Source organism: Sphingomicrobium clamense (genome assembly GCF_019264355.1).
Classification (GTDB): Bacteria; Pseudomonadota; Alphaproteobacteria; order Sphingomonadales; family Sphingomonadaceae; genus Sphingomicrobium; species Sphingomicrobium clamense.
Map to the genome: position 1 here is coordinate 1,870,342 of NZ_JAHVAH010000001.1, position 24,087 is coordinate 1,894,428.

General features: G+C 63.5%; 23 protein-coding genes and 2 tRNA genes. 10 read left to right on the forward strand and 15 right to left on the reverse strand.

Features of this window, described 5'->3' with window-relative positions; all coding sequences use genetic code 11:
• Positions 1 to 2 precede the first annotated feature (2 nt).
• A complete protein-coding gene (locus KTQ36_RS11565) occupies positions 3 to 188 on the reverse strand; it encodes a ribbon-helix-helix protein, CopG family (RefSeq protein ID WP_218633440.1) in 186 nt (61 codons plus the stop codon).
• 404 nt (positions 189 to 592) lie between these two features.
• On the opposite strand from KTQ36_RS11565, the gene KTQ36_RS09585 reads away from it, so the two are divergent.
• The gene (locus KTQ36_RS09585; protein ID WP_218633441.1) at positions 593 to 1,552 is read left to right on the forward strand and encodes a TolB family protein; all 960 of its coding nucleotides are present in this window, start codon (positions 593 to 595) and stop codon (positions 1,550 to 1,552) included.
• A gap of 533 nt (positions 1,553 to 2,085) precedes the next feature.
• On the forward strand, positions 2,086 to 2,271 hold the full coding sequence (locus KTQ36_RS09590) for a KOW motif-containing protein (protein ID WP_218631848.1): 186 nt from the start codon (positions 2,086 to 2,088) through the stop codon (positions 2,269 to 2,271).
• Positions 2,272 to 2,642: 371 nt separating this feature from the next.
• On the opposite strand, the gene KTQ36_RS09595 is transcribed toward KTQ36_RS09590, so the two are convergent.
• A tRNA-Arg gene (locus tag KTQ36_RS09595) sits at positions 2,643 to 2,719 on the reverse strand.
• Positions 2,720 to 2,830: 111 nt separating this feature from the next.
• Between KTQ36_RS09595 and KTQ36_RS09600 the strand changes: the two genes are divergently transcribed.
• Positions 2,831 to 3,334: a hypothetical protein gene (locus KTQ36_RS09600; protein ID WP_218633442.1), complete on the forward strand. Its 504-nt coding sequence runs from the start codon at positions 2,831 to 2,833 to the stop codon at positions 3,332 to 3,334.
• On the opposite strand, the gene KTQ36_RS09605 is transcribed toward KTQ36_RS09600, so the two are convergent.
• The 3 genes from KTQ36_RS09605 to hemB are packed head-to-tail and all read right to left on the reverse strand — an operon-like array spanning position 3,324 to position 6,125.
• On the reverse strand, positions 3,324 to 3,878 hold the full coding sequence (locus KTQ36_RS09605; protein WP_218633443.1) for a GNAT family N-acetyltransferase: 555 nt from the start codon (positions 3,876 to 3,878) through the stop codon (positions 3,324 to 3,326). The genes KTQ36_RS09600 and KTQ36_RS09605 overlap by 11 nt on opposite strands.
• Positions 3,856 to 5,142 (reverse strand): APC family permease, encoded by a 1,287-nt coding sequence (locus KTQ36_RS09610; RefSeq protein WP_218633444.1) that lies wholly within the window; start codon positions 5,140 to 5,142, stop codon positions 3,856 to 3,858. The genes KTQ36_RS09605 and KTQ36_RS09610 overlap by 23 nt, the downstream gene beginning before the upstream one ends.
• Positions 5,139 to 6,125 carry a porphobilinogen synthase gene (hemB, locus tag KTQ36_RS09615; RefSeq protein ID WP_218633445.1) on the reverse strand — a complete coding sequence of 329 codons (987 nt, stop codon included), beginning with the start codon at positions 6,123 to 6,125 and terminating at the stop codon, positions 5,139 to 5,141. The genes KTQ36_RS09610 and hemB overlap by 4 nt, the downstream gene beginning before the upstream one ends.
• Positions 6,126 to 6,185: 60 nt before the next feature.
• Between hemB and KTQ36_RS09620 the strand changes: the two genes are divergently transcribed.
• Positions 6,186 to 7,070, forward strand: coding sequence for a YegS/Rv2252/BmrU family lipid kinase (locus KTQ36_RS09620; RefSeq protein WP_218633446.1), 885 nt, complete (start codon positions 6,186 to 6,188; stop codon positions 7,068 to 7,070).
• Here the strand turns inward: KTQ36_RS09620 and KTQ36_RS09625 are convergent.
• Genes KTQ36_RS09625 through KTQ36_RS09645 form a run of 5 tightly spaced genes read right to left on the reverse strand, consistent with a single transcriptional unit; the run spans position 7,067 to position 14,422 of the window.
• Complete coding sequence (locus tag KTQ36_RS09625) at positions 7,067 to 9,766, reverse strand: valine--tRNA ligase (RefSeq protein ID WP_218633447.1); 2,700 nt, start codon at positions 9,764 to 9,766, stop codon at positions 7,067 to 7,069. The genes KTQ36_RS09620 and KTQ36_RS09625 overlap by 4 nt on opposite strands.
• A 39-nt stretch (positions 9,767 to 9,805) precedes the next feature.
• Positions 9,806 to 11,851 carry a dipeptidyl-peptidase 5 gene (locus tag KTQ36_RS09630; protein ID WP_218633448.1) on the reverse strand — a complete coding sequence of 682 codons (2,046 nt, stop codon included), beginning with the start codon at positions 11,849 to 11,851 and terminating at the stop codon, positions 9,806 to 9,808.
• A 39-nt stretch (positions 11,852 to 11,890) separates the two neighbouring features.
• Entirely contained in the window at positions 11,891 to 12,322 is a 432-nt protein-coding gene (locus KTQ36_RS09635) for a DUF2497 domain-containing protein (protein ID WP_218633449.1), read from the reverse strand.
• 39 nt (positions 12,323 to 12,361) lie between these two features.
• A complete protein-coding gene (locus KTQ36_RS09640) occupies positions 12,362 to 13,768 on the reverse strand; it encodes a TolC family outer membrane protein (protein WP_218633450.1) in 1,407 nt (468 codons plus the stop codon).
• Positions 13,769 to 13,798: 30 nt separating this feature from the next.
• Positions 13,799 to 14,422: a protein-L-isoaspartate O-methyltransferase family protein gene (locus KTQ36_RS09645; protein ID WP_218633451.1), complete on the reverse strand. Its 624-nt coding sequence runs from the start codon at positions 14,420 to 14,422 to the stop codon at positions 13,799 to 13,801.
• A 161-nt stretch (positions 14,423 to 14,583) separates the two neighbouring features.
• On the opposite strand from KTQ36_RS09645, the gene KTQ36_RS09650 reads away from it, so the two are divergent.
• Positions 14,584 to 14,657 (forward strand) — tRNA-Cys (locus KTQ36_RS09650).
• Positions 14,658 to 14,680: 23 nt separating this feature from the next.
• Here the strand turns inward: KTQ36_RS09650 and KTQ36_RS09655 are convergent.
• Positions 14,681 to 15,874 (reverse strand): GGDEF domain-containing protein, encoded by a 1,194-nt coding sequence (locus tag KTQ36_RS09655; protein ID WP_218633452.1) that lies wholly within the window; start codon positions 15,872 to 15,874, stop codon positions 14,681 to 14,683.
• A gap of 106 nt (positions 15,875 to 15,980) precedes the next feature.
• Here KTQ36_RS09655 and KTQ36_RS09660 point away from each other — a divergent pair, with 106 nt between their 5' ends.
• Positions 15,981 to 16,430 (forward strand): copper chaperone PCu(A)C, encoded by a 450-nt coding sequence (locus tag KTQ36_RS09660; RefSeq protein WP_218633453.1) that lies wholly within the window; start codon positions 15,981 to 15,983, stop codon positions 16,428 to 16,430.
• Positions 16,427 to 17,026: an SCO family protein gene (locus tag KTQ36_RS09665; RefSeq protein ID WP_255554504.1), complete on the forward strand. Its 600-nt coding sequence runs from the start codon at positions 16,427 to 16,429 to the stop codon at positions 17,024 to 17,026. The genes KTQ36_RS09660 and KTQ36_RS09665 overlap by 4 nt, the downstream gene beginning before the upstream one ends.
• Here KTQ36_RS09665 and KTQ36_RS09670 read toward each other — a convergent pair.
• Positions 17,023 to 17,883, reverse strand: coding sequence for an alpha/beta fold hydrolase (locus KTQ36_RS09670; RefSeq protein WP_218633454.1), 861 nt, complete (start codon positions 17,881 to 17,883; stop codon positions 17,023 to 17,025). The genes KTQ36_RS09665 and KTQ36_RS09670 overlap by 4 nt on opposite strands.
• Before the next feature lie 41 nt (positions 17,884 to 17,924).
• Between KTQ36_RS09670 and KTQ36_RS09675 the strand changes: the two genes are divergently transcribed.
• Together KTQ36_RS09675 and astD are read left to right on the forward strand one after the other, a co-directional pair.
• Positions 17,925 to 19,307: a protein adenylyltransferase SelO family protein gene (locus KTQ36_RS09675; protein ID WP_218633455.1), complete on the forward strand. Its 1,383-nt coding sequence runs from the start codon at positions 17,925 to 17,927 to the stop codon at positions 19,305 to 19,307.
• Positions 19,308 to 19,339: 32 nt separating this feature from the next.
• Positions 19,340 to 20,770 (forward strand): succinylglutamate-semialdehyde dehydrogenase, encoded by a 1,431-nt coding sequence (gene astD / locus KTQ36_RS09680; protein ID WP_218633456.1) that lies wholly within the window; start codon positions 19,340 to 19,342, stop codon positions 20,768 to 20,770.
• Here the strand turns inward: astD and KTQ36_RS09685 are convergent.
• Positions 20,767 to 22,257: a replicative DNA helicase gene (locus tag KTQ36_RS09685; protein WP_218633457.1), complete on the reverse strand. Its 1,491-nt coding sequence runs from the start codon at positions 22,255 to 22,257 to the stop codon at positions 20,767 to 20,769. The two genes, astD and KTQ36_RS09685, sit on opposite strands and share 4 nt — an antisense overlap.
• A 119-nt stretch (positions 22,258 to 22,376) precedes the next feature.
• Here KTQ36_RS09685 and dcd point away from each other — a divergent pair, with 119 nt between their 5' ends.
• A complete protein-coding gene (dcd, locus tag KTQ36_RS09690; RefSeq protein ID WP_218633458.1) occupies positions 22,377 to 22,931 on the forward strand; it encodes a dCTP deaminase in 555 nt (184 codons plus the stop codon).
• Here dcd and KTQ36_RS09695 read toward each other — a convergent pair.
• Together KTQ36_RS09695 and KTQ36_RS09700 are read right to left on the reverse strand one after the other, a co-directional pair.
• On the reverse strand, positions 22,928 to 23,449 hold the full coding sequence (locus tag KTQ36_RS09695; protein ID WP_218633459.1) for a redoxin domain-containing protein: 522 nt from the start codon (positions 23,447 to 23,449) through the stop codon (positions 22,928 to 22,930). The two genes, dcd and KTQ36_RS09695, sit on opposite strands and share 4 nt — an antisense overlap.
• Positions 23,450 to 23,489: 40 nt before the next feature.
• Positions 23,490 to 24,059, reverse strand: a complete 570-nt coding sequence (locus KTQ36_RS09700) for a hypothetical protein (RefSeq protein WP_218633460.1) — start codon at positions 24,057 to 24,059, stop codon at positions 23,490 to 23,492.
• Between the last annotated feature and the right edge of the window lie 28 nt (positions 24,060 to 24,087).

The window sequence follows — 24,087 nt, forward strand, 5'->3', positions numbered from 1 at the left end:
TCTTAGCTCCGTCCGCGTAGGTCGAGTGGCAGCTGCGTTTCTTCGATGCCATCAATGAGAAGATCGACCGCGTATCTCACGAGCCACGCGACGCTCACCCGATTGCGCTGCGCCAATTCTTTAAGGGCGGCCTCCTGTGATCGAGTCAGTGATGCGGTGACCCTGACTATCCCCTCATCTGCGATCATCAAAAATGCTCCATATCCCGCAACTGGCGTCACACTGCATCATGCATCAAAATGATGCAAGAACGGAACATTTAGTGATCATGGCTAATTGCCGTGTAGCTGACTACTCAGACGATTGAAGGCGCCTTGGCGCCGCGTCCGCTAACACAGCGCGCCGACCAATAAGCGGACACTCGGATTACGGCCCATTAGCCGTCGAACCTCTCGGTGGAACGAGAGGCCCTATCGAACGGCCGGAATGGGGTGGAAAGCGGACGCCCGTCCAAAATAAAACAGCGTGAACCACAAATGCCCGTGTCTCCACAAATATGTTAATTTGTGTTAAAGGCCCCCGATTGGAAACGAGAACAGAAAGTTCGCCTTTCCCTGTAGGCGTAGCAAAAACGTTTAACAGGAGGGACGAAGTGTTTCCGAAACTTACCGCTTTCAGCTTGCTATCCTTAGCCTGTGCTACGATCGCACTTGCAGAGCCGCCAGCCGGAAAAGGAAAGCCAGACAAGGGAGGCGGCGGCGACGGCTCTCCGTCATCTTTCGACCCAGAAATCCTTTACCAGTACAACGGCCAACTTCGTTTCGCGAACCTCGCCGGCGATCAAGCAGTCCTAGTACACGAGAACGCGAGCTTAAATGGTTTCGACCTGTCAAGCGATGTGTCGAAGCGCATTGTTTATACCGACGGAGATCTTTTTCTGCGGACATGGCAGGTAGCGGACCCCGAGAGTGCTTTTCTCAGCGAGCCGACGCAGGTCACGAGCGGATACCGCGTAGTCGACCCGGATTTCTCTCCCGACGATCGGCGGGTGGTCTTCACTGATGGCGCGCGTGGCATCTTCATGGTCGACCTGGATACATCGGATGTCGTCACGTTTGTGACGCCGATCGAGGCCTTCTACCTTCGTTCGCCGCGCTGGAGCCCAGATGGAACGTCGGTCGTATTTTATGGGGGTTACGAGGGTGACCGAGCACTTTGGCGGCTTGATCTCACCGATTTGTTGGATGTCTCGCAAAGTCAGCGGCCCACGCCAAAAAGGATTGCGACCCAAGGGGTCGACTTCGACGACCAGTTTCTCGATATTTCCCGTCCCAAAGACGGCAGTGACCCGGTCATTGCAATCAGCAGTGTGGGACCGGAAAAACGACTTGCCTTATTGAAGCTCGATGGTTCCCCAGCCCCAGTCGTCCAAACGGTCGAAGGCAAAATCTGGGGCTTCAACTGTGACAATACGGCCGTGATCCATCGCGACCTTTCGGGTAGGAAAGCGGTCATTTCGATCACCCAACTAAGTAACGGCGCTAGAGAGATTTGGCTGCGAGGTGACAAAGCGGGGACCAAGACCGATTGGCTGCCAAAGGCCGATTGCTAAATGTCGATTACAGTTTGGCTACAAATGCTAGCATCGATGATAGAGGTTAGCTGCCCTGATCTTCAGAGATCGGAATGTGCAGTTTCGATTGAGCGTTCCGAAGGCTTAGTCTGGGTTGAAAGAAGAGCTCAGGAGAGCGTTGGACCGGTCCGATACGGTCGCAGAACGGTGCATCCGGCCGGACTGCTGGATGTTGAAGTTGTCGCGGTCCCCTACCGACCCCCTCTCATGTCCGACAAACGCCCACCCCCGCTAAAAGACCTCCGGGGCGACCCGGCCGCGCAGGAGGCGTTCGACCGAGGCGCCGTGCCTGGCGACTTTGTCTCGCCACCAGCAGCCATTCGTTGAGGACACGGGACTTTGAGCGACGATGTTGTTGAAGAACTGCTGAGCTTTGTGTCCGCACTTTGGGTCGTTCGCTGCCTGGTCGCTTTCGGGGTAGTTTGCGGACCTTCAATGCAATCTAATGTTCTCCGTGCTAGCTATTTTGCATCAGCAAAGACCAAATCAATTCATTGCGTGAGGAGGATTTCATGCCCGAGGAGCAGACGCAGGTCGTGAATGGCGACAAATGCAAGGTCAGTGCCGGAGTCCACAAAGGCAAGACAGGACTGGTGGAGGACCTTAATCGCAGCAAGGGGGGTAATCTGACGATTACCGTTCGTCAGGACGATGGCACTCGCTTCAAAACTCTTGCGCGAAGCGTTGAGAAAATCTGAATTGCTTAGGTCCGCAATTGGGTCGTTAGCGGTCGTTGAGGCCACGCTCTGGCCGAACGGCTGATTTTATAGATTGTGATACCAAGAACGGACGGTCTTCTACCGGCCCAAGATCTCCCCCAATCGACAACGGTAACGGCGCTACCCTTGATGGAATTAGCTAGCTCACTGCAATAGCGATTTTCCATTTCCACCACGTCTAGGCACGTTCCGAATCGCAATTGGAACGTCTAGGCACGTTCCGAATCGCAATTGGCCGTGGCGGATGCGTTTTCGCAAATCCTACTCGATTGCTTACCATTTGGTTACTGAACGCAAAAACCCCCGCCACATTGGGCGGGGGAAATGCAAGCTAAGTGCTTGAGAAGAAATGGCGCGCCCGGAAGGATTCGAACCTCCGACCACCTGATTCGTAGTCAGGTACTCTATCCAGCTGAGCTACGGGCGCTGAGTGACGCGGCTGATAGTCAGGGGAGCGGAGCGATGCAACCCCCTCTTTTCGAGAAAATCGCGCCGCGCCCGATTGTCGCGCTCTCGCTCGCAGCCTAAAGCAAGGGCGATGCGCCGCTTCGCCTGCCTCTTCGTCGCCCTTGCCGCGACCGCCTGTTCGACCACGCCGATCGATGCGCCGTCGCTCGAGACGCGCCCGGGCGAATTGCTCGATCCGCGATTGCCGGTCGAGGATCCGAACGCGGTGCAGCGGGCCGTCTCACCCTCGGTGCGCGCGCAGCTGGATGGGCTGCTGGCGACCGCCCAGGACGGCGCGCGCGTGTTCGAGATCATGGCGACAGGGATCGTCCCCAACATCGAGGCGGCGGGCGAACCCGGTAGCGAAAGCTGGACCGCCGCGACAGAGCAACTCTCGCGCCTCGACGCGTCGCGCGAGCCAGTCGCGCGGGCGCTGGCCGATGTCGATGCGCTCGCGACGCGGTCGATCGCGCAGGAAGGCTGGGTCAATCCGTCGGATCGCGACGCCATTGCCCAGACGGCGGAGCGGATTGCGGTGATCGATGCGCGGTTGGCGGCGCAGATCGACCGGCTGACCGGGATCCTCAACCCCTAGAGCGCCACGCGCTCGCGTCGATCAGCCATTGCCGCGCAGGGCCGTATTTGGGGCTGTAGACGGGGTCGGTATAGGCCAGCTCTGGATCCTCGATCATGCCGAGTTTGCGCATCAGCTTCTGGCTCGCGACATTGTCGGTAACGGTGACCGCGCTCACGCGCTCGGCTTCGAAGCGGTCGAAGGCGAGATCGAGACAATGCGCGGCCGCCTCGTAGGCGTAGCCCTGCCCCCATGCGCTCTCGCGGAAGCGCCAGCCGATCTCCATCTCGCCCTGGTTGGGCGCGCCGTCATAGTTGAGCTTCTTGAGGCCGCAGAAGCCGAGCATCTCGCCGTCTTCCTTACGCTCGACGATCCAGAACGTGTGTCCAAAGTCGCATTCGTAGGATTGGAGCCGTTCGCAGTTTTCGCACCATTTTTCGTAGGACTGTTCGCCGCCGAGGTAACGCATGACCGCGGGCGTGTTCATGATGTCATAGAAGCGTTTGCAGTCACCCTCGCCCCAGCTGCGTAGGACCAGCCGGTCAGTTTCGGTCCGGAAGGCCATCGGCGCTTTTCCTGCGGGCGATAAAGTAGAGCGCGGTGCCGACGACCGCAAACCCACCGAGCGTCAGCCACTGGTCGGACGACGTCTGGGTCGCGGCCCAGATGGACAGCGTCAACGCGACGGGTGCAGCGATAAATATCGTCGGATTGAGCGCCGGCAGGCCCGCCTGTGTCCGCAGGCGCGGCAGGGAAGCGATCGAGGCGACGTAGGCCATCAGCCGTGCCAGCGTGCTGACTGCGGCGAGCGCCAGGAAATCGTCCTGCAGCGCGAACAGGATGGCCCCCGCGCCGAAGAACAGGATGCTGTTGGCGGGCGTGCCCCAGCGCGACACTTTTCCGAACCATTCAGGGAGCAGGCCGTCATCGGCCAGCGCAGGCGGCATGCGGCTGGCGGAAGTGTGGCCGGCGGTCAGGTTGGCGAGCACGCTCATGACGATGGTGGCGGCGATGAGCAGTGCCCCGACATTGCCGCCATAGAGCTCGGCCAGCGCGGTCAGCGGCGCCTCGGGTCCGGTGCCCGCGATGGCGCTGTGACTATAGGCCCATTGCAGCCCGAAATAGATCATCGTGACCACCGCGAGCCCCAATAGGAGCGCGCGCGGCATGGCGCGGCGGGGATTGCGCGTCTCGCCCGCCGGGATGGTCGCATTTTCGAACCCGACGAAGGCGTAGAGCGCGGCGAGCGCGATCCCTTCCACCGCACTGAATTGCGGCAGGGTGATCGGTCCGGGTGCCGCGGCCGATGCCAACCCGACCGCCATTAGGACGAGCAAGGGCAACAGCTTGAACAGGGTCATCGCCCCCAGCACGGCGACGACACGCTTGATGCCGACGATGTTGATGATCGTCAGACCGCCAAGCACTACGACGATCAGCACGACCTTGGCCGCGCCCGCACCGACGACCGGCCACAAGGCGGCGGCATAGGCGACCAGCACGAGGACGTTGGCGCCCTGACTGATCAATCGCGCCGCGAAGAAAGTCCAGCCGACGACAAAGCCTGGATAGTCGCCATAGGCATCACCGACATAGCGCTGCGGTCCGCCCGAGCGATCGGTAAGCTTGGTCAATTCGGCAAAGCAGACGACGATCGCCATCACGAGCACGCCGCCAATCAGCAGCAACCATGGCGCGAAGGTGCCGACCGCGGCATGCAGGGCCTCGGGCAGCCCGAAAATGCCCGCGCCGATCAGCCCGTTGACGACGATGAACAGGACGCCGAGCGTCCCCATGTCGCGGCGATATTTTCCCCCCGCGTCGGTCATGCGAGTTTCCTGGCAATCTCGAGCGCGTGATAGGTGAGGATGCCGGTGCAGCCTGCACGTTTGAAGGCGAGCAGCGTTTCCATGATCATCGCGTCGCGTTCCCCTGCCCCGGTCGCGGCAGCGGCCTCGAACATCGCATATTCACCGCTGGTCGAATAGGCGAAGATCGGGGCTTCGAACGCGTCGCGAGCACGGGCGATGATGTCGAGATAGGCAAGACCCGGCTTGACCATCACGAAATCGGCGCCTTCGTCGAGATCCTGCTCGATCTCGCGCAGCGCCTCGGCGCTGTTGCGAAAATCCATCTGGTAGCCGCGCTTGTCGCCTTTCAAGCGGTCGCCCGACCCGACGGCCTCGCGGAAGGGACCGTAGAAGGCCGAAGCGTATTTCGCCGAGTAGGCCATGATCGCGGTGTTGGTATGACCGTTTTCCTCAAGCACCTCGCGGATCGCGCCGATACGGCCGTCCATCATGTCTGAAGGCGCGACGATGTCGGCACCGGCGCGTGCCTGGACGATGGCCTGCTGCGCGAGAATGGCGACCGTGCGGTCATTGTCGACGCTGCCATCGTCGGCGAGGAGGCCGTCATGGCCGTGGCTGGTGTAAGGGTCGAGCGCGACGTCGGCCATGACGCCAATGTCGGGCACGGCGTCCTTGATCGCGGCAATTGCGCGGCAGACGAGGTTGTCGGCGTTGAGCGCTTCCTTGCCATCGTCGCTGCGACGGTCGGCGGGAGTGTTGGGAAACAGCGCGACCAGCTTGATCCCGGCATCATGTGCTTCGCGAGCACGCTCGACCAGCAAGTCGATGCTCCAGCGCGACACGCCGGGCAGCGTGCCGATCGGCTGCTCCTCCTTGTCACCATCGACCACGAAGAGCGGCCATACGAGGTCGCTGGGATGGAGGCGATGCTCGGCGAGCAGGTCGCGCATCCAGGCCGATTGACGTCCACGGCGCAGGCGAAGGGCGGGAAAATGGCTCATGCACGCGCCTTAGCGCGGGTTGGCCAAGGAAAGAAAGTCGCCTTGGCGGGTTCTTCATCCATGAGTGAGGCTTCCCCCAAACAGGCGATCCTGGTCGTCAACGCCATGAGCCGGCGCGGCGAAGAAGCGTTCGAGCAGGCGTGCGAACTGATCGAGGGGGCAGGCATCGAGCTGATCGAGCGCCATGCGGTCGACGATCCGAACGATCTGCGTCCGACGATCGAACAAGCGATCCAAAAGGCGCCGATGGTCATTGTCGGCGGGGGCGACGGGACGATTTCGAGTTTTGCCGGCAGCTTCAAGAACAAGGATACGGTGCTCGCCGTGTTGCCACTCGGGACCGCCAACAGTTTCGCCCGCACGCTCGGCTTTCCGATCGAGCTGGAAGAGGCGGCGCAGGCGATTACGGACGGCAAGGTCGAGAAAATCGATCTCGGTTGCATCGACGGCCACTGGTTCGCCAATGTCGCCGCGCTCGGCCTCTCGCCGCTGATCGCCGAGACGATACCCGACAAACTCAAGAAATATCTGTCGTTTCTCGGCTACATCCTGTGGGCGGCCTATATGGCCTTCCGTTTCCACCCGTTCCGGTTGACCGTCGACATTGACGGCCAGCGCGAGACGCACTGGTCGACCGAGGTGCGGATCGCCAACGGGCGCTTTCACGGCGGGGTCGAGCTGGTCGAGGATGCCGACATTGAGGACGGGCGGATCACGGTGCAGGCGATCACCGGCAAGTCGCTCTGGCACCTCGCCTGGAGCTGGTTCACGACCGTCTTCCACCTGCGCGCACGCGAGCGGACGTGGCGCGAGTGGGAAGCGCCCGAGCTCAAGCTCGAGACGCAGCCCCCCAAAAAGATCAGCGTGGACGGCGAAATCCGCGCCTCGACCCCGTGCGAGGTCAAGGTCATGCGGCACGCGATCCGCGTCGTCGTGCCCGCCTAAGAGAGCCGCTCCAGCGCGGCGCGGAGGCGGTCGGCCTCTTCCTTGCGCGCGGCATGGTCTGCGCGCGCTTTTTCGACCGCTTCGGGCTTGGCGCGCTCGACGAAATTGGGGTTGCCCAAGCGCCCTTCGAGGCTTTTCACTTCCTGGTCCGCCGCTTCGACCGACTTGGCGAGACGCGCGCGTTCGGCATCGAGGTCGATCGCACCGTCCAAGCTGATCAAAAGTTCCTCTTCGCCAGCATTTACTCGCATGACAGGACCACCGCGCTCACCTGCAGCAGCGTGAACAGAAACGCGGGCCAATCGAACAATCTCGGAATCGAACTTCGAGATACGATCGAGTAGCGGCTCATGATTTCTTGACAGGTTTGCGGTCAATCTTTGGCCGGGCGGGACGTTTAGGTCAGCACGGGCAGAGCGGATATTAGTAATGAGGCTCTGGAGCCAAGCAATCTGCGACTTCGCCTCGGCGTCAACCACTGCCTCAGGCTCGGGCCATTTGGCGGTGATCAGCGGATAGTCGTCGCGCGTACCCGCCCCCATTGCGGCCCACAATTCTTCGGTGACGAAGGGCATGAAGGGGTGGAGCATGACGAGGATCTGGTCGAACGCCCAGGCGGCGACCGCCTTGGTCTCGTCGTCCATCTCGCCCTTGATGAGTTCGAGATACCAGTCGCAGAAGGTGCCCCAGGCGAAATGGTAGATGGCGTCGGCCATGCCGTCGAAGCGCAGTTCGTCGAAGGCTTTCTCCAGCTTGGCGAGCGTTTCCACGACTTCGCCGATGATCCACTTGTTGACGGGCTTGGTTGCGGGCGGCGCTGCGACGGTCTCGGACGCGCCGATACCGTTAGCCTGCAGGAAGCGCGCGGCGTTCCAGATCTTGGTCGCGAAGTTGCGATAGCCCTCGACGCGCTTGTCATCCATCTTGATGTCGCGGCCCTGGCTTTCCATCGCCGCCATGAAGAAGCGCAGCGCGTCCGCGCCATAGCGGTCGATGAGGCCGAGCGGGTCGACGACGTTGCCCTTGGACTTACTCATCTTCGCGCCGTCGGCGGCGCGCACGAGGCCGTGGAGGTAGAGCTTGGGCCACGGGTTTTCGCCCGTCAGCTGGCGCCCCATCATCATCATCCGCGCATCCCAGAAGAACAGGATGTCGAAGCCCGAGACGAGCAGGTCGTTGGGATAATGTTTTTCAAGCAGGTCGGTCTTCTCGGGCCAGCCGAGAGTCGCGAAGGGCCACAAGGCGGAGGAGAACCACGTGTCGAGCACATCTTCGTCGCGCTTGAGCGTGACGCCCTCGCCCGCCTGAGCCTGCGCCTCTTCTTCGGTCATGGCGACGTAGGGCGTGCCGTTCTCGTCATACCAGGCCGGGATGCGGTGGCCCCACCAGAGCTGGCGGCTGACGCACCACGGCTGGATATTCTCCATCCAGTTGAAGAAGGTCTTCTCCCACGTCTTGGGGACGATCTCGACGTCGCCATTCCTGACCGCCTCGATCGGCTTCACCGCGAGCTTTTCGGCGTCGACATACCACTGGTCGGTCAGCCACGGTTCGATCACCACGCCGCCGCGATCGCCGAAGGGCGTCTGGATGGTGCGGGGTTCGGCGTCATGCTCCTCGCCGTCCTTGTCGACGTGCGGGATGAGGTAGCCGTCGGCCTTCATGCGCGCGACGACCGCTTCGCGCGCGCCGTCGACGCCGTCGCGCTTGAAGCGGTGGAGGCCGATAAACTCGTCGGGGATTAACCCGTCGGCGGTCTGGCAGACATTGCCGTCGCCATCGAGCATGTTGAGCATTTCGGCAGGTTTCATGCCTGCCCGCTTGCCGACGTCAAAATCGTTGAAGTCGTGGCCCGGCGTGATCTTCACGCAGCCCGAGCCCAGCTCGGGATCGGCATGTTCGTCGGCAACCACGGGGATCTGGCGACCCGTGATCGGGTGATCGATCATCTTACCGATGACCGAATGGTAGCGTGGATCGTCGGGGTGCACCGCGACCGCCATGTCGGCGAGCATCGTTTCGGGACGCGTGGTCGCGACCTCTAGATAGTCGTGACCCTCGCTGGTCTTCACACCGTCCGCCAAGGGGTATTTGAAGTGCCAGAAGCCGCCCTTGGTCTCGATCGTCTCGACTTCGAGATCGGAGATCGCCGTCTTGAGCTTCACATCCCAGTTCACCAGCCGCTTGTCGCGGTAGATCAGCCCGTCATTGTATAGGTCGACGAACACCTTGAGCACGGCCTCGCTGAAATGCGGGTCCATGGTGAACTGCTCGCGGCTCCAGTCCATCGAGCAGCCGAGACGACGGAGCTGGCGGGTGATCTGGCCCCCGCTTTCTTCCTTCCACTCCCACACCTTCTGCACGAATTCGTCGCGCGAATAGTTGGTGCGCTTATCCTGCTGCGCCTCCAGCTGGCGCTCGACCACCATCTGGGTGGCGATGCCGGCATGGTCGGTGCCCACGACCCACAGCGCATCCTTGCCGCGCAGCCGCTCGTAGCGGATCATGATGTCCTGCAGCGTATTGTCGAGCGCGTGGCCGATATGGAGCGAGCCGGTGACGTTGGGCGGCGGGTTGACGATCGTATAGGGCTCGGCGTCCGGCCGCTCGGGGCGGAACAGGCCGTTTTCTTCCCAATGCTGGTACCATTTGGCCTCGATCGGGCCCGGTTCGAACGTCTTGGCTAGCTCGGTCATAGGGGGAGCGACTAGAGACAGCCGCTCCCACCATCAAGACTATTCCGCCTCTTCAGCGGTCCAGCGATCCATCCACTCGTGCACCTCGTTATGCCAGCGGACCGAGTTGGCGCCATCGAGCACCCAGTGGTTTTCCTCGGGGAAGACCAGCAGCTTGGAGGGGATGTCGCGCTCCTGCAGCGCGGTGAAGGCGCCGAGTCCCTGGCTGTAGGGCACGCGATAATCCTTGAGCCCGAGCACGACGAGCATCGGCGTCTGCCACTTGTCGACATGGTTCACCGGATTCCACTTCTCGTACATGTCGGCGGCCTCGGCATAGCTGCCGCCCATGTCCCAGCGCGGGAACCAGAGCTCTTCCGTCGCATAGTAGAAGCCGCGCATGTCGAAGAGGCCATTATGGTTGATCAGGCAGTCGAACCGGTCGGGCCAGTTCCCCGCGATCCAGTTCATCATGTAGCCGCCATAGGACGCGCCGAGCGCGCAGATGCGGTCGCCGTCCAGCTCGGGATATTCGTCGAGCGCGTAGGCGAGACCCTTCTGCAGGTCCTCGAGCGGCTTTCCGCCCCAGTCCTGGTTGATGCTGTCGGTGAAGTCCTGCCCGTATCCGGTGGAGCCGTGGAAATCGACCGACACGACGGCATAGCGTCCCGCCGAGAGCGCGCGCGGGTTCCAGCGGGTCGACCAGCTATTCCCGAAGCTGCCCTGCGGCCCGCCATGGACCACGAAGGCGATAGGAAGGTCCTCGGTGGCGCCCGACGGCTTGAGGCGGAAGCCCCAGACCGTGTCGCCTTCCGCGCCTTCGAAGCTGAACTTCTCCCACTCGATCGGATCGAGCTGTTTGAGCATTTCGCTGTTGAAGTAGCTTTGCTGCGTCACCGTCCCGCCTTCGGGCGCGTAGAGGAACAGCTCGGTCGGCATGGCGAGATTGTTCATCGAGAAGAGAATGCGGCCGTCATCGAGCGGCACGGCATTTCCGGCATTGCCGTCGCGCGTGAGGCGCTGTCGCGCGCCGGTGGCGACGTCGATGCGGTAGAGCGGGTGCTCCATGACTTCGCCCACCCCGACGATCAGCGAGCTGCCGTCAGGCGTCCAGGCGATCGAACCGACCGACAGGTCCCAGTCCGCGGTCAAGGCACGCGTCTCGCCGGTCGCGAGGTCGCGCAGCATGACGCTCATCTTGTCGCTCTCGTAATTCGGGCGCTCCATCGCCGCATATGCGAGCCACTGGCCGTCGGGCGAGATGGACGGGAGGTTGTCGTGCGCTTCGTTGGCGTCGGTCAGGTTAACCGGCGCCGCGCTGCCGTCGATCGGCGCCGCGTAGAGATCGAGATTGGTCGAAGTGGGCTCGGCCGACCCGCCCTCGCGCTGGGCGAAATAGACGATTCCGTCATTCGACACGGCGACTTCCTCGCTGCCGCCGAAGGGGCGCGAGGGGGTGTTGCCGGTCAGGCCCCGCCCGACGATTGCGCCGTTGCCGGCCATCTGCCCGTCGACGATGCGGAAGCCGTAAAGCTGCGCCTTTTCGCCCGGCGTGACCCACGTGTCCCACTGGCGAACGAAGATTTCGTCATATTCGAGCGCATTGCCGATTTCGTCCGCCGCCTCGACATTGGCGCAGGCGAAGTCTTCGCAGGCGAGATCGCGCGAGGCGAGTAGGACGATGTTCGAAGCATCGGGCGACAGGACGAAGTCGTCGATCGATCCGGCCGACAGGTTGGAGACTTGCGTGGCATCGCCATCACCCTCGACCCAGCGATGGACCTGGTCGTCCCTGACGAACCAGATCGCGCCGTCGCCGCCATAGCGTGCGCCCCCGGCGCCATCGAGCGCGGGCACATGCCGCTGCGTCCCGTCCGCCATCGAATGGATGTAATAGGCCGAACGACGTCCCGACATATCGTCCTTGGCATAGGACACACGAACCAACGCCTTGCTGCCGTCGGGCGAGACGGACGGCGCGCCGATGCGGGCGAATTTCACCAGGTCCTCGGCCGTCATGGGCCGCGCGTCGGCGGATGCGGGAAGGGCCCAGCCGGTGGTGGCGAGGGCGGCGGCGAGCGCGGTCAGCGCGGTGCGAGTCTTCATGGACGCGGAAGCTACGCCTTCCGCAGTGAAGCGCAAGTGTTAGAGCTTGCGACCGGTAATCCGGGAAATTTCGGCGCGGACATGCTCGTCGACGATGCCGGGCAGCCGCTCGTCGAGCCATTGCTTGAGCATCGGGCGCAGCATGTCCCGGACCATGTCCTCGAACGGGTTGGCGGCGGCAGCGGTCGGGTCGGACTTGGTGACTTCGCCCAACTGCTCGAGGCTCGCGCGGGTGTTTTCGGCGACTTCTTCGGCCATCAGGCTGGCGACGGCCGCGGGCTGCGCCGACGGTTGGTGCCCGGTTCCGTCCGCCGGCACTTCGGCCATGCTCTCGTCGAGTTCGAGGATCTCGTTCTCGTCGTGGGACTCGTTGTCGGGACTGTCGGAGTCGCGAAACTCCTTCTCTTCCGCGATCACCTTTTTGATCGAGGCGAGAATATCTTCCATCGATGGTTCCTGCGCTGCGGCCATGGGCGCACCTATTGCTGAAAATCCGCCGTGTGTCACGCCTCAGCGCGTGGGCGTGGCCACAGGTTCCGGGTCGGGGTCGCCCGCCCAGTCCATGATGTCGCCCGCCACGCGGCGATAATTGCCGAGCGGATCGTAGAGCGCAGTGCCCTCGAGATTGAGGTCCTCGGCCTCGGCCTGACCCATCACGTCGAGCAGGCGGAAACCCGCGACATAGGCGTCGCGTTCGGCCGTCGCGAGGCTGACCTGGCTGTTGAGCAGCTCCTGCTCGGCGTTCAAGACATCGAGCACGTCGCGCGAGCCGATCGACTGTTCGAGACGCGCGCCTTCCTGCGCCAGCTCATTGGCCTCGACCGCGACCTGGTTGGCGGCGATGGCGCGCTGGGCGGCTTCGTAGGTGGCGAAGGCCGAGCGGGCATCGGCGATGACCGCGCGCTCGACCGCGACGCGGCGTTCGAGCAACTGCGATTCGAAGGCTTGTGCCTGCCGGATACGCGCGCTGGGAGCGCCGCCCTGATAGATCGGGATACGCGAGCTGACCCCGACCGAGGTCGACGTTCCCGAGTTGGGGATGGCCGACGGGTTGCTCCCAAGCGCGTTGAGATAGGTGCCGCTGCCAACCGCCGACAGCGTCGGCAGGCGCGCGCCCTTGGCAGCCTTGGTGTCGAAGCGCGCCGCAGCCGCATTGGCGACGATCGCCTCGAAGTCGGCATTATAGGCAAGCGCGATATCCACCGCCTCTTCCGCCGTTTGCGGCAGCGGCGGCAGCGGGGGCGGGGGCGCAAGATCGCCCGGAAAGACGCCGATCACTTCGCGAAATGTCTCGATGGCCGAGGCAAGACGCCCTTCGGCAGACGCAAGATTGGCCTGCGCGAGCTGGAGCCGCGCTTGGGACTGCGCGACGTCGGTGCGAGTGACGTCGCCGATTTCGAACCGGTCGCTGGTCGCCTGCAGGTTGGTGTCGAGCACGCGGACCTGGTTCTGGTTGAGTTCGACAATGTCACGGTTGAGGCGCACGTCCATGTAGGCCGCAACCGCCTGTACGAAAATGTCGCCTTCGACCGCGCGCAGAGTGGCTCGGCCCGCGGCGACACGCGCCTTGGCGGCGCGGATGCCGTTCTTGACCTGCCCGCCGCGAAATAGCGGCAGCGAGAGGTCGACCCCAACGCTGAGATCGGGACCCTTGGGCTGGGTCGATTCGAGGATACCCGAGCGCGTGAGATCGCGATTGATGCCGGCAACCGCCGACAGGCTGGGCCGCGCGCCCGAACGAGCCAAAGCGACGCCAGCATCGTCACCGCGCAGCGCGGCGCGCTCCCCGGTCAGCGTCGGATTGGTCTCATAGGTCAGCGACAGCGCCTCGGAGAGCGTGTCGACATCCTGCGCCGCCGCGGGCGTGACCATGGCACCTGCCAGAAGCAGCAGGGTCAAACGGACGGGCTTGGACATCGGATACTCCCCCTCCCCGGGGCATGGTGACTAGAAAGCGAAGGCCTCGACCTTGGCGAATTGCGGCAGGACGGGCAATTGCGCATCGGCGAACGGATGAAGCGCCAGACGATCGTCCACCTTCACCCCGCGCGCGAGGCGCGTGACGCCACCGTCGAAAATGCCGGTGACGAGCTGGCCGCCATCGACCAGCTGCTTGCGATAGGCGGCGGGCAATTCCTCGACCGCGCCGACGATCAGGATCAGATCGTAAGGTCCGCCCTTGGCGTGACCCTTGTCGAGCTTGCCCTTGGCGGCCTTGGACGGTTTGGGACCGATCGGCGCTTCGTCGTCGAGCGCGACCGTCTCGAGACCCATCTCGTCGAGCAGCGCGGCGGCATAGTTGCTCCCGGGCCCCACCACGAGCGCCTTGTCTCCGGGCGACAGGGTCGCTTCGGTGAGCATCATTCCCAGCGCGGCAGGCGCAATCAGCGCGCGTCCTTCGCCCAGCGGGACCGAGCGGTCGCGATAGGCGACGCCGGCGCGCTCCTCGGGCACATAGTCTTCGCGCGGGACCGCGGCAAAGGCCGCGAGCACGGCCGGATCGTTGACGCCCTGGGGGCGAAGCTGGCTGTCGATCATGATGCGGCGCAAATTCTCGCTGTCGGCGATCATCGGTGGGTTCGTCCTTTTTCGTCTTGCTGTATCATACCGATAATACAGTGGCTGTTCAAGCACCCTCTACTGCGCATATCCGCCAACGCCAACCCGCCTTGTTCAGTTGCGCGTTGACAAGCCCACACCATATTGTCCAAAGCGCAGCCCGCACCACGAGAGGTCCGGTGGCGGAGTGGTGACGCAGCGGACTGCAAATCCGTGTACGCCGGTTCGATTCCGGCCCGGACCTCCAACTTCTCGAAACTGGCGGAAAAGTCAGGCGGCGCGGATGGCGCTGCCGCTGTCGCCTGCCACGACGACGCGGTCGCGGCCGCCCCGCTTCGCGTCATACAGCGCCAGGTCGGCGCGGCGCAGCGCGGCGTGAATGGGTTCCTTTTCGCGCCAGCGCGTGAGGCCGATCGAGGTCGTGGTTTCGACGAACTGCTCGCCGCCATCGATGCTGAGCGCTGCGATGCGTTCGCGTATTTCCTCGGCGCAAGATTGCGCTTCGTCCATGCTCTGCGCGGTGTGCAGGAGCACGAATTCCTCCCCGCCCAGCCTCGCGGCGACACCATGGTCCTGGACATGCTCGACATTGGCGAGGATTGCACCGACGCGGCGCAGATATTCGTCGCCGACAAAATGGCCGTGCGCGTCGTTCACCGCCTTGAAGTGATCGAGGTCGATGATCATCGCGTACCAGTCGCGCCCCCGGTCGCGACGGACTGCGATGGCATGGGCCTCTTCTTCAAAGGCGCGGCGATTGCGCACGCCCGTCAGCTGGTCGAAGCGGGCGAGCTTGTCGGCACGGTCGAGCGCTTCGCCAAGCTCGAGATTGAGCGTGCCGAGCGTGTCCGCCATCTGCCGGTTTTCGGCATCGAGGCGAATGGTGCGGCGCGTGTCACGCGATAGGCGAAGCGCGAATCCGGAAATGATGACGAGGAGACCGACCAGCGTCACCGCGAACGGCAGCACTTGGTCGAGATTCGCAAGGAGGTGCGCACCGCACACCACCGTAAAGCCGCCCACGAACGACCACATGGCGCGGGTCACCGGGCTGACCACCATCGTCACGATGGTCAGGCCAACCAGTACCAGCGCGACGAGCGAAAGCGCCTCGATACTGGCCAGTGCCGAAACGGGGATGACGATGATGATCGACGCCCAACTGGCACCCCCGAAAAACAGGCTGACGCACATGCGATTGATGCCCGGCAGGAGCGGGCGGCCATTAGCGACGTCGCGTTCGAGCAATTTGCCCATCAGTCCGGTCATCCCGACCGTGACCAGCCGCAACACGAGCGCGACCATCAGGAGCTTCCAGAAGGGCGCGAAGAGAGCGACAAGCGCGATGAGGAAGGCCCCGGCCGCGTTGGCGAGCGCACCCGCATTGGCACGCCGAACCATCAACGCAATGAAGTCGCGTTCCTCGGGCGTGTCGAAACTGGCGAAGGCGGGTACGATACTCATTGCGTCGCACCTAGCAGGCAAAACATAAGACGCGCTTAATGCTATTAGTCGAAAAGGCCGCACAGGCGATTGCCCGATGACGCGTTTGTCGCTAGGCGGCGCGGCCATGACGATCAAGACCCGATGGCTGTTGCCGTTTGCCGCCCTCGCGCTCGCTGCCTGCGATGCGCAGACCACCACCGCCGATCCCGTCGTCAGCGACGCCTGGGCCCGCGAGACGCTGGAAGGCCAACCGATGGGTGCGGCCTACTTCACCATCACCAACGAGGGTAGCGACCCGATCAAGCTGGTTGGCGTGTCGAGCGACGCATCGAACGGCGCGAGCCTCCACAGTTCGGTGATCGAGAATGGCGTTGCCAGCATGCGGGCCATCGAGGGCGGACTGGTGATCGATGCAGGCGAGAGCGCGACGCTCGAACCCGGCGGCGACCATGTCATGTTCGAAGGACTGACCGGCCCGCTCGCCGAAGGCAGCACGGTACCGTTGACCCTTCGCTTCGAGGACGGGAGCGAGATGACCGTCGACGTTGCGGTTGTGGGAGCGGGCGAACGATGACCCGGCTGCAGATGATCCTGTGGGGGGTCCTCGGACTGGTCACGGCGGGCATGGCGGCGTTCATCGTCTTCGCTCCCGAGCCCGAACCCCGGATCGTCTCGCGTCCCGCCGAAAATGTGCAGGCATCGATCGGCGGACCTTTCACGCTCACCGATGCCGATGGTGAGACCTTCTCGAGCCTGTCGCTGGCGGGACGACCGCATGCGGTCTTTTTCGGCTTCACCAATTGCCCCGACGTCTGTCCGACGACGCTGGCGCGTCTCGTCCGGCTACGCGAGGAACTGGGCACCGATGCGTTCGACATCGTCTTCATCACCGTCGACCCCGAGCGCGACGGCCCCGATGAGGTCGGTAAATATGCCGCATTGTTCGACACGCCGATCATCGGCCTGACCGGCTCTCCCGAGCAGATTGACAAGGTCAAGGAACAGTATGGCGTCTATAGCGAGAAGTCGGGCGATGATCCGGCGGCCTATAATGTCGATCACACCGCGACCGTGTTCCTGATGGATGGCGAAGGCAATTTCGTGTCGACCATCGCGCAGGAAGAGGCTCGCGAGCCCGCGCTGGCCAAGCTGCGCCGGATCGCCGCCTAGACTTCGATTTTGGCGAGCAACCGTTCGAGCGCGGCGAGGCTTTCGGGCTCGTCGAGGCTCGGCGCGTGCCCGACGTCGGGGATGGTGACGAGCTCCGAATTGGCAAGCTCGCGCTCCATGCGCTTTGCCGTCGCCTCGTCGAACAAATCGCTGGTGCCCCCGCGCAGGATCGTCACCGGCTTGTCCTTGAGATTCTCGAGCAGGTGCCAGGCTGACACGGGCGGCTCGCCCTGCGCCTTCACGAAGTTGTCGCGGATCGCCATGTCGTAGGCGAGGCCGATGCGACCGTCCGCTTCCTCGCGCATGACGCGGCGCGCGAACCGTTCCCAGTCGCCCAGGTCCCAGGCAGGATAGATGGGCTTCATCCGCTCGGCGAACCCGGCGGCAGCGGCGGCCCAGTCGTCGAAATAGACGGGCACGCCGACATACTGACCGATCCGCGCGATCCCCTCGTCGACGATCTCGGGTCCGATGTCGTTGATCAAGGCGCCCGCGATGCGTTCGTCGTCGCTGTCGGCAAGCAGCATCGTGACGATGCCGCCCAGTGACGTCCCCACGAACACCGCATCGGCAATGCCGAGCTCGTCGAGAAATTTGAGCACGTCGCCGGCGTAGGTCTTGGGCACGTAATTGGCACTGTCGGGATCGTTAGCGCTCAGCCCTCGTCCGCGAAAACTCATCGCCAGCACGCGCCACTCGCCCCCGAACCGATCGCCGACCGGTTCGAAATCGCGCGCATTGCGGGTCAGGCCCGGCAGGCACAGGATGGGCGGCCTGTCGCGCGGTCCGTCATAATCGCGATAATGAAGCTTGAGACCGTTGGTGCTGTTGAAGAAACGGTCCTTGAAACGCGCCATTCACTCTTTCCCTGAAGCTGGACGCCACCTATCGCTGGTGCATGGCCAAAAGCCAACCCTATCGTCCCGATCCCAAAATCCTCGAGCTCGGGGACCGCTTCTTCGATCCCGTCGAGGCGGCCGACTTCCCGAGGACCGAGGAGCGCTTCTTCAATGCGCGCTGGGCAGAGAAGATCGGTCTCGGCGATCTGGATGCCAAGGCACGCGAGGCGCATTTCGGACGCTTCGAGCCGCTACCCGACAATCTGCAGCAGCCGCTCGCGCTGCGCTATCACGGGCACCAATTTCGGCACTACAACCCCGAGCTGGGCGACGGGCGCGGCTTCCTGTTCGCGCAGATTCGCGACGGCCACGACCGCTTGCTCGACCTGGGCACCAAGGGTTCGGGGCAAACGCCGTGGAGCCGACGCGGCGACGGGCGGCTGACGCTCAAGGGCGGGGTGCGCGAGATTTTGGCGACCGAAATGCTCGAGGCGCTGGGCGTCAACACGTCGAAAAGCTTCGCGCTCTACGAAACGGGCGAGGAATTGTGGCGCGGAGACGAGCCCTCCCCTACCCGCTCGAGCGTGCTGACGCGGCTTGGCCACGGCCATATCCGTATCGGCACCTTCCAGCGTCTCGCCTATCACAACGACAATGACGGCATCGCGGCACTGACCGACTATTGCCTGCGCCATCTTTACGGCGAGGCACCGACGGGAGACACGGCGGAGCATGCGGCGCGCTTGTTCGAGCTGGTCGTGGCGGCGACCGCGAAACTCGCTGCGTCCTACATGGCCGCAGGGTTCGTGCACGGCGTGCTCAACAGCGACAATATCGCGATCACCGCGGAAAGCTTCGACTACGGCCCATGGCGGTTCACGCCGATGTGGGATCCGGCCTTTACGGCCGCCTATTTCGACGAAGCCGGCCTTTACGCCTTTGCGCGCCAGCCCGAGGCGATCCAGTGGGACGTCGCGCAATTGGGCGGCGTCTTCTCGCTCGTCTGCCCGGCGGAGCGGTTGCAGCCCGCGCTCGAGGATTGGGGCCCGCAATTCGACCGCGCCGTTTCTCGCGCTTTGCTCGCCCGGCTTGGTGTCGGCGAGAGCGACGAAGATGCCGACCTGGCGCGGCTGCTGGTGGCTGCGCTGGCGACACAGGATGCGACGATCAATCGCGTTTTCTTCGACTGGCAAGGCGGGGTCGACCCGGGGGCCGACGCCTACCCTGCCCCGGCCTTCCGTGCGCTGGCCGAACGGCTGGATGGGCGCGGTGGCAAACGGCCAAACCACGAATATTGGTCCGATCCGGACCCGGTCGCTATGCCGATCGAGACGGTCGAGGCGCTGTGGGCGCATATCGACGAACGCGACGACTGGGCGCCGCTGCAACGGATGATCGCGAATATCCGGCGGATGGGGGAAGCGATGGCGCTTCGCGCTTGACCGCGGCGCGCGCATCTGGAACCTCGCGCGCCATGGCCGAAACGATGACGTCGCACGAACCCGCAACGGGCAAGAAACTCTGGAGCGGGAGCGCAGGCGACCCCGCCGCCGAGATCGCCAAGGCACGCGAGGCCTTTCCCGACTGGGCCGATCACAGCTTCACCTTCCGCGCCGAGACGATGCGCCGCGTCGCCAATGTCGTGCGCGCGAAGGAAAAGGAGTTCGCCGACCTGATCGCGCGCGAGACGGGCAAGCCGCTGTGGGAAGCGCAGCAGGAAGTCGGGATCGTCATCGGCAAGGTCGATATCTCGATCGACGCCTATTCCAACCGCACCGGTTCGACCACGTTCGAGGGCGCGCTCGGCTCGAAAGTCGCGGTGCGCCATCGCCCGCACGGCGTGTTGGGCGTGCTCGGGCCCTATAATTTCCCGGCCCACCTGCCCAATGGGCATATCGTCCCTGCGCTGCTGGCGGGGAACACGGTCGTCTTCAAACCGTCCGAAAAAACCCCGGCAAGCGGCGAATTCCTCGTCCAGTGCTTTCACGAGGGCGGCGTCCCCGAAAATGCGTTGCGCCTCGTCCAGGGCGGTATCGAGGTCGGCAAGGCGCTGGCGGGAGACGACGGGCTTGACGGCCTGCTCTTCACCGGCTCGGCGGGCGCGGGCAAGGCGCTCGCCAAGCAATATGCCGACACGCCGCACAAGATCCTCGCGATCGAGGCAGGCGGGAACAACCCGCTGGTCGCGTGGGACATGAAGGACATTCATGCCGCCGCCGCGATCATCACCCAATCGGCCTTCCTGTCGGCGGGGCAGCGCTGCACCTGCGCACGCCGCCTGATCGTGCCCGAAGAAGGCCATGAGGAAACGCTCGACGAAGTGCTGAAGCTGGTCGACCGGATCATCGTCGACCATCCCCACGCAGACCCCGCGCCCTTCATGGGGCCGGTGATCGACAATGCGGCGGCAGACAATGTGCAGGAGCAGTTCGTCGAGCTGATGATGAAGGGCGGCGTGCCGATCAAGAAGCTGCACCGCCCTGACGAGGAAAAGCCTTTCCTGACGCCCGCGATCATCGACGTCACCAACGTCAAGAACCGCCCCGACGTCGAGATTTTCGGCCCCGTGCTGCAGCTCGTCCGCGTGCGCAATTTCGAGGAAGCGATCGCGGAAGCGAACAAGACGCGCTTCGGGCTCGCCGCCAGCGTGCTGACGCGCTCACCCGAGCTCTACAAACAGTTCTGGCGCGGCGTGCGCGCGGGCGTCGTCAACTGGAACAAGCCGACCAACGGCGCTCCCTCGACTGCGCCCTTCGGTGGCGTCGGCATCTCGGGCAACCATCGCCCGAGCGCCTACTACGCTGCTGATTATTGCGCCTGGCCGGTGACCAGCGTCGAGGCGGAGCTGTGCCGTGCGAGCATCGGGACGGGCCTCAAGGACCCGGCGACCGAAAAGACCCGCTAACCGCGCGGTTCGGCGTAGTAACTCTCGTCGACGACGTCGGTGAAGCGGGTGACCGTGCGGTCGAACTTCATCATCACCTTGCCGGTCGAACCGTGGCGCTGCTTGGCGACGATCAGCTCGGCGAGGCCATAGAGACGGTTCATCTCTTCCTGCCACTCGACGAATTCGGGATGGTCGTCCTCGGGCTTGCGCATTTCGAGATAATAGTCGCCGCGATAGACGAACCAGACCATGTCGGCGTCCTGCTCGATCGAGCCCGATTCACGAAGGTCGGAAAGCTGCGGACGCTTGTCCTCGCGCTGCTCGACCGCACGGCTGAGCTGCGAAAGCGCGATAACGGGGCAATCCAGCTCCTTGGCGAGCTGCTTGAGGCCACGGCTGATCTCGGAGATTTCCTGAACGCGGTTGCTCTCGCTCGAGCGACCGGTGCCCGAGAGCAGCTGGAGATAGTCGACCACGACCATACCGATGCCCTTCTGCCGCTTGAGGCGGCGAGCACGGGTGCGCAGCGCGGCGATCGAAAGACCGGCGGTATCGTCGATATAAAGCGGCAGGTTTGAGAGTTCGGCCGAAGCGCGCGCGAGGTTCTGGAACTCGTCGCGGCCGATCTTGCCCATGCGCAGCTTTTCCGAGCTGATCCCGCTCTCGGCGGCGAGCACACGCGTGGCGAGCTGGTCGGCGGACATTTCAAGGCTGAAGAAGGCGACCGGCGCGCCGGCGGCCTTTTCGGGCGGGATGCCGTCCTGCTGGTCGCGCACGAAACGCTGGGCGCAGGAAAAGGCGATGTTCATCGCGAGCGATGACTTGCCCATACCCGGACGTCCGGCGAGGATGACGAGGTCGGAGCGCTGGAGGCCACCGGTCTTGCCATTGATGCCCTCGATCCCCGAGGTGAGCCCTGACAGTTTGCCGCCGAAATTGAGTGCCTTTTCGGCCATTTCGAGCGCCAGCTTGGTGGCTTCGGAAAAGCTCTTCGCCTTGCCTTCCGCGCCGCCTTCCTCTGCCACTCGGTAGAGTTCGGTCTCGGCACGTTCGATCTGGTCGAGCGGGGCGACGTCCTCCGACGTGTCCATCGCGCCTTCGACCAGTTCGCGCCCGACGCCGACGAGCGAGCGGAGCAGCGCGAGATCGTAGACCTGCGCGGCGAAATCTTTCGCGCCGATCACGCTCGCACCCGATCCGGTGAGCTTGGCGAGATAGGCCGGCCCGCCCACTTCCTTCATCGGTTCGTCCGCCTCGAACAGCGGCTTGAGGGTCACCGGGTTGGCGACCATGTTCTTGTCGGTGAGCTTGAGGATCTGGTCGTAGATGCGCCCGTGGAGCGGCTCGTAAAAATGATGGGCGCGCAGCTTCATCTGCACGTCCTCGACGAGCCTGTTGTCGATCATCAGCGCGCCAAGCAGCGCAGCCTCCGCCTCGACATTGTGCGGCAATTTCTGTTCGGCGTTCGAGCCCCCGCTCTCGCCAATCTGGATCACTTCGGCCATGGGATCATGCCTTATAGCAAAAAGTCCCGCGCGGGGGCGTCCAAAAATTTTTTCCGTGGAATGCGTGTGGATAACTCGCACGATTGCGTGGATGGATTTTTGCCGCCACACAAAGGCGCATGAGCATTCTATCCGATAAGTGGATTCGCCAGAAGAGCCAGGACGACGGCATGATCGAGCCGTTCGTCGAGGCGCAGCGGCGCGAGGGCAATATCAGCTTTGGGCTTTCGAGCTACGGTTACGACGCGCGGGTCGCGGACGAATTCAAGATCTTCACCAATGTCGACTCAAGCGTCGTCGATCCCAAGAGCTTCGACCCCAAGAATTTCGTCGACCGGCAGACCGACGTCTGCATCATTCCGCCCAACAGCTTCGCGCTGGCGCGGACGGTCGAATATTTCCGCATCCCCGAGGACGTGCTGGTCATCTGCCTCGGAAAGTCGACCTATGCGCGGTGCGGCATCATCGTGAACGTCACCCCGCTCGAGCCGGGCTGGGAGGGGCATGTTACGCTGGAATTTTCCAACACGACGCCGCTCCCCGCCAAGATCTATGCCAATGAAGGCGCGTGCCAGTTTCTGTTCCTCAAGGGGAACGAGCGGTGCGAGACGAGCTACAAGGACCGCGCCGGCAAATATATGGGTCAGCGCGGGGTCACGCTGCCCAAGCTTTAGGTCGCGGCGCCGCGGGGCGGATAATCCTTGTCGCGCACGAAATCGAGCGCACCCATCAGCGTTTCCCAATCGGGCCGTGTGAACGGCATGGTCTGCCACACGCCGGCGTAAAGCGTCTGGTCGGGATGGACGAGCAACAGGCCGGGCTCGCAGAAGCGGTCGGGCTCTTTCGATCCTTCGCGCTTGGTCGAGATGTAGCAACCAAGGCTCCGCGCCAGCTCTTCGCTCATGCCATAGGCGAGCGGGACGTTGTCGATGTTCCAATCCTTTTGCGAGAGCCGGGCGCGCGCTTCTTCGTCCATGCTCATCGCGGTCACATTGATCCCGCGCTCCGCATATTGGTCGACCAGCCCGTCCAGCTGCTCGAGCCATTTCTTGCACAGCGGGCAGTGCACCCCGCGATAGATGGCGAGGATCGAGAGGAAGTCGGGATTGTCGCCCGCCAGGCTGAACCGGCCATCGGGAAGCATCGGCAGGTCGACGTCGGGGACGGGTTGCGTAGGGATCAGTTGGGACATGCGTGGCTCCTTCGGGAGGCCAACGCGAAAGCGCGCAATCCTATCCCTCGATACAGGGAATCCGTGTCGCCTTGAGCATGATCGGGGGCAGCGGATTGCCCTCCGCATCGAGCGCATGATGGACGCGCATCCATTGATCCGGACCCAGCCGCTTGAAGGTCGCCTCGAAGCCTTTTCGCTCGGGATGAACCTGCGTCATCACCGGCTCGCCCTTGTCGTTGATCGTGGCGACGAGGTGCTGCGCCGAGAAGGACGGCTGCGCGAGCCAGACCATTTCCCAGACTCCATCGTCGCGCTTCATGCGCACATTGACGCCCGAACCTTTCTGCTCCTCGAAACCGGGATCGACATTGAACCATTCGTCGATGACCGCGGTGCCGCCCAGTCCGTAGCGGCCATTCCAGCGCGAGGGCGGGGTATTGGGACGCGGCGGCGACCATTGGGTACCCAGCCACATATGGCCGGTGACCCAGAAATCGCCGATCAGGAAATCGAAATCTCTGAGCCGCTCGCGCTGCTCGGGGGTCGCCTCGCCGGTTTCGCAGGCCGCGGGCGCGATGCCTTCGGGTGGTAGCGGGACGCTAAAAAGAAGAAAGGCCAGGCCGGTCATGTCGATGCTCCCTCTGTTCGGGACCAGT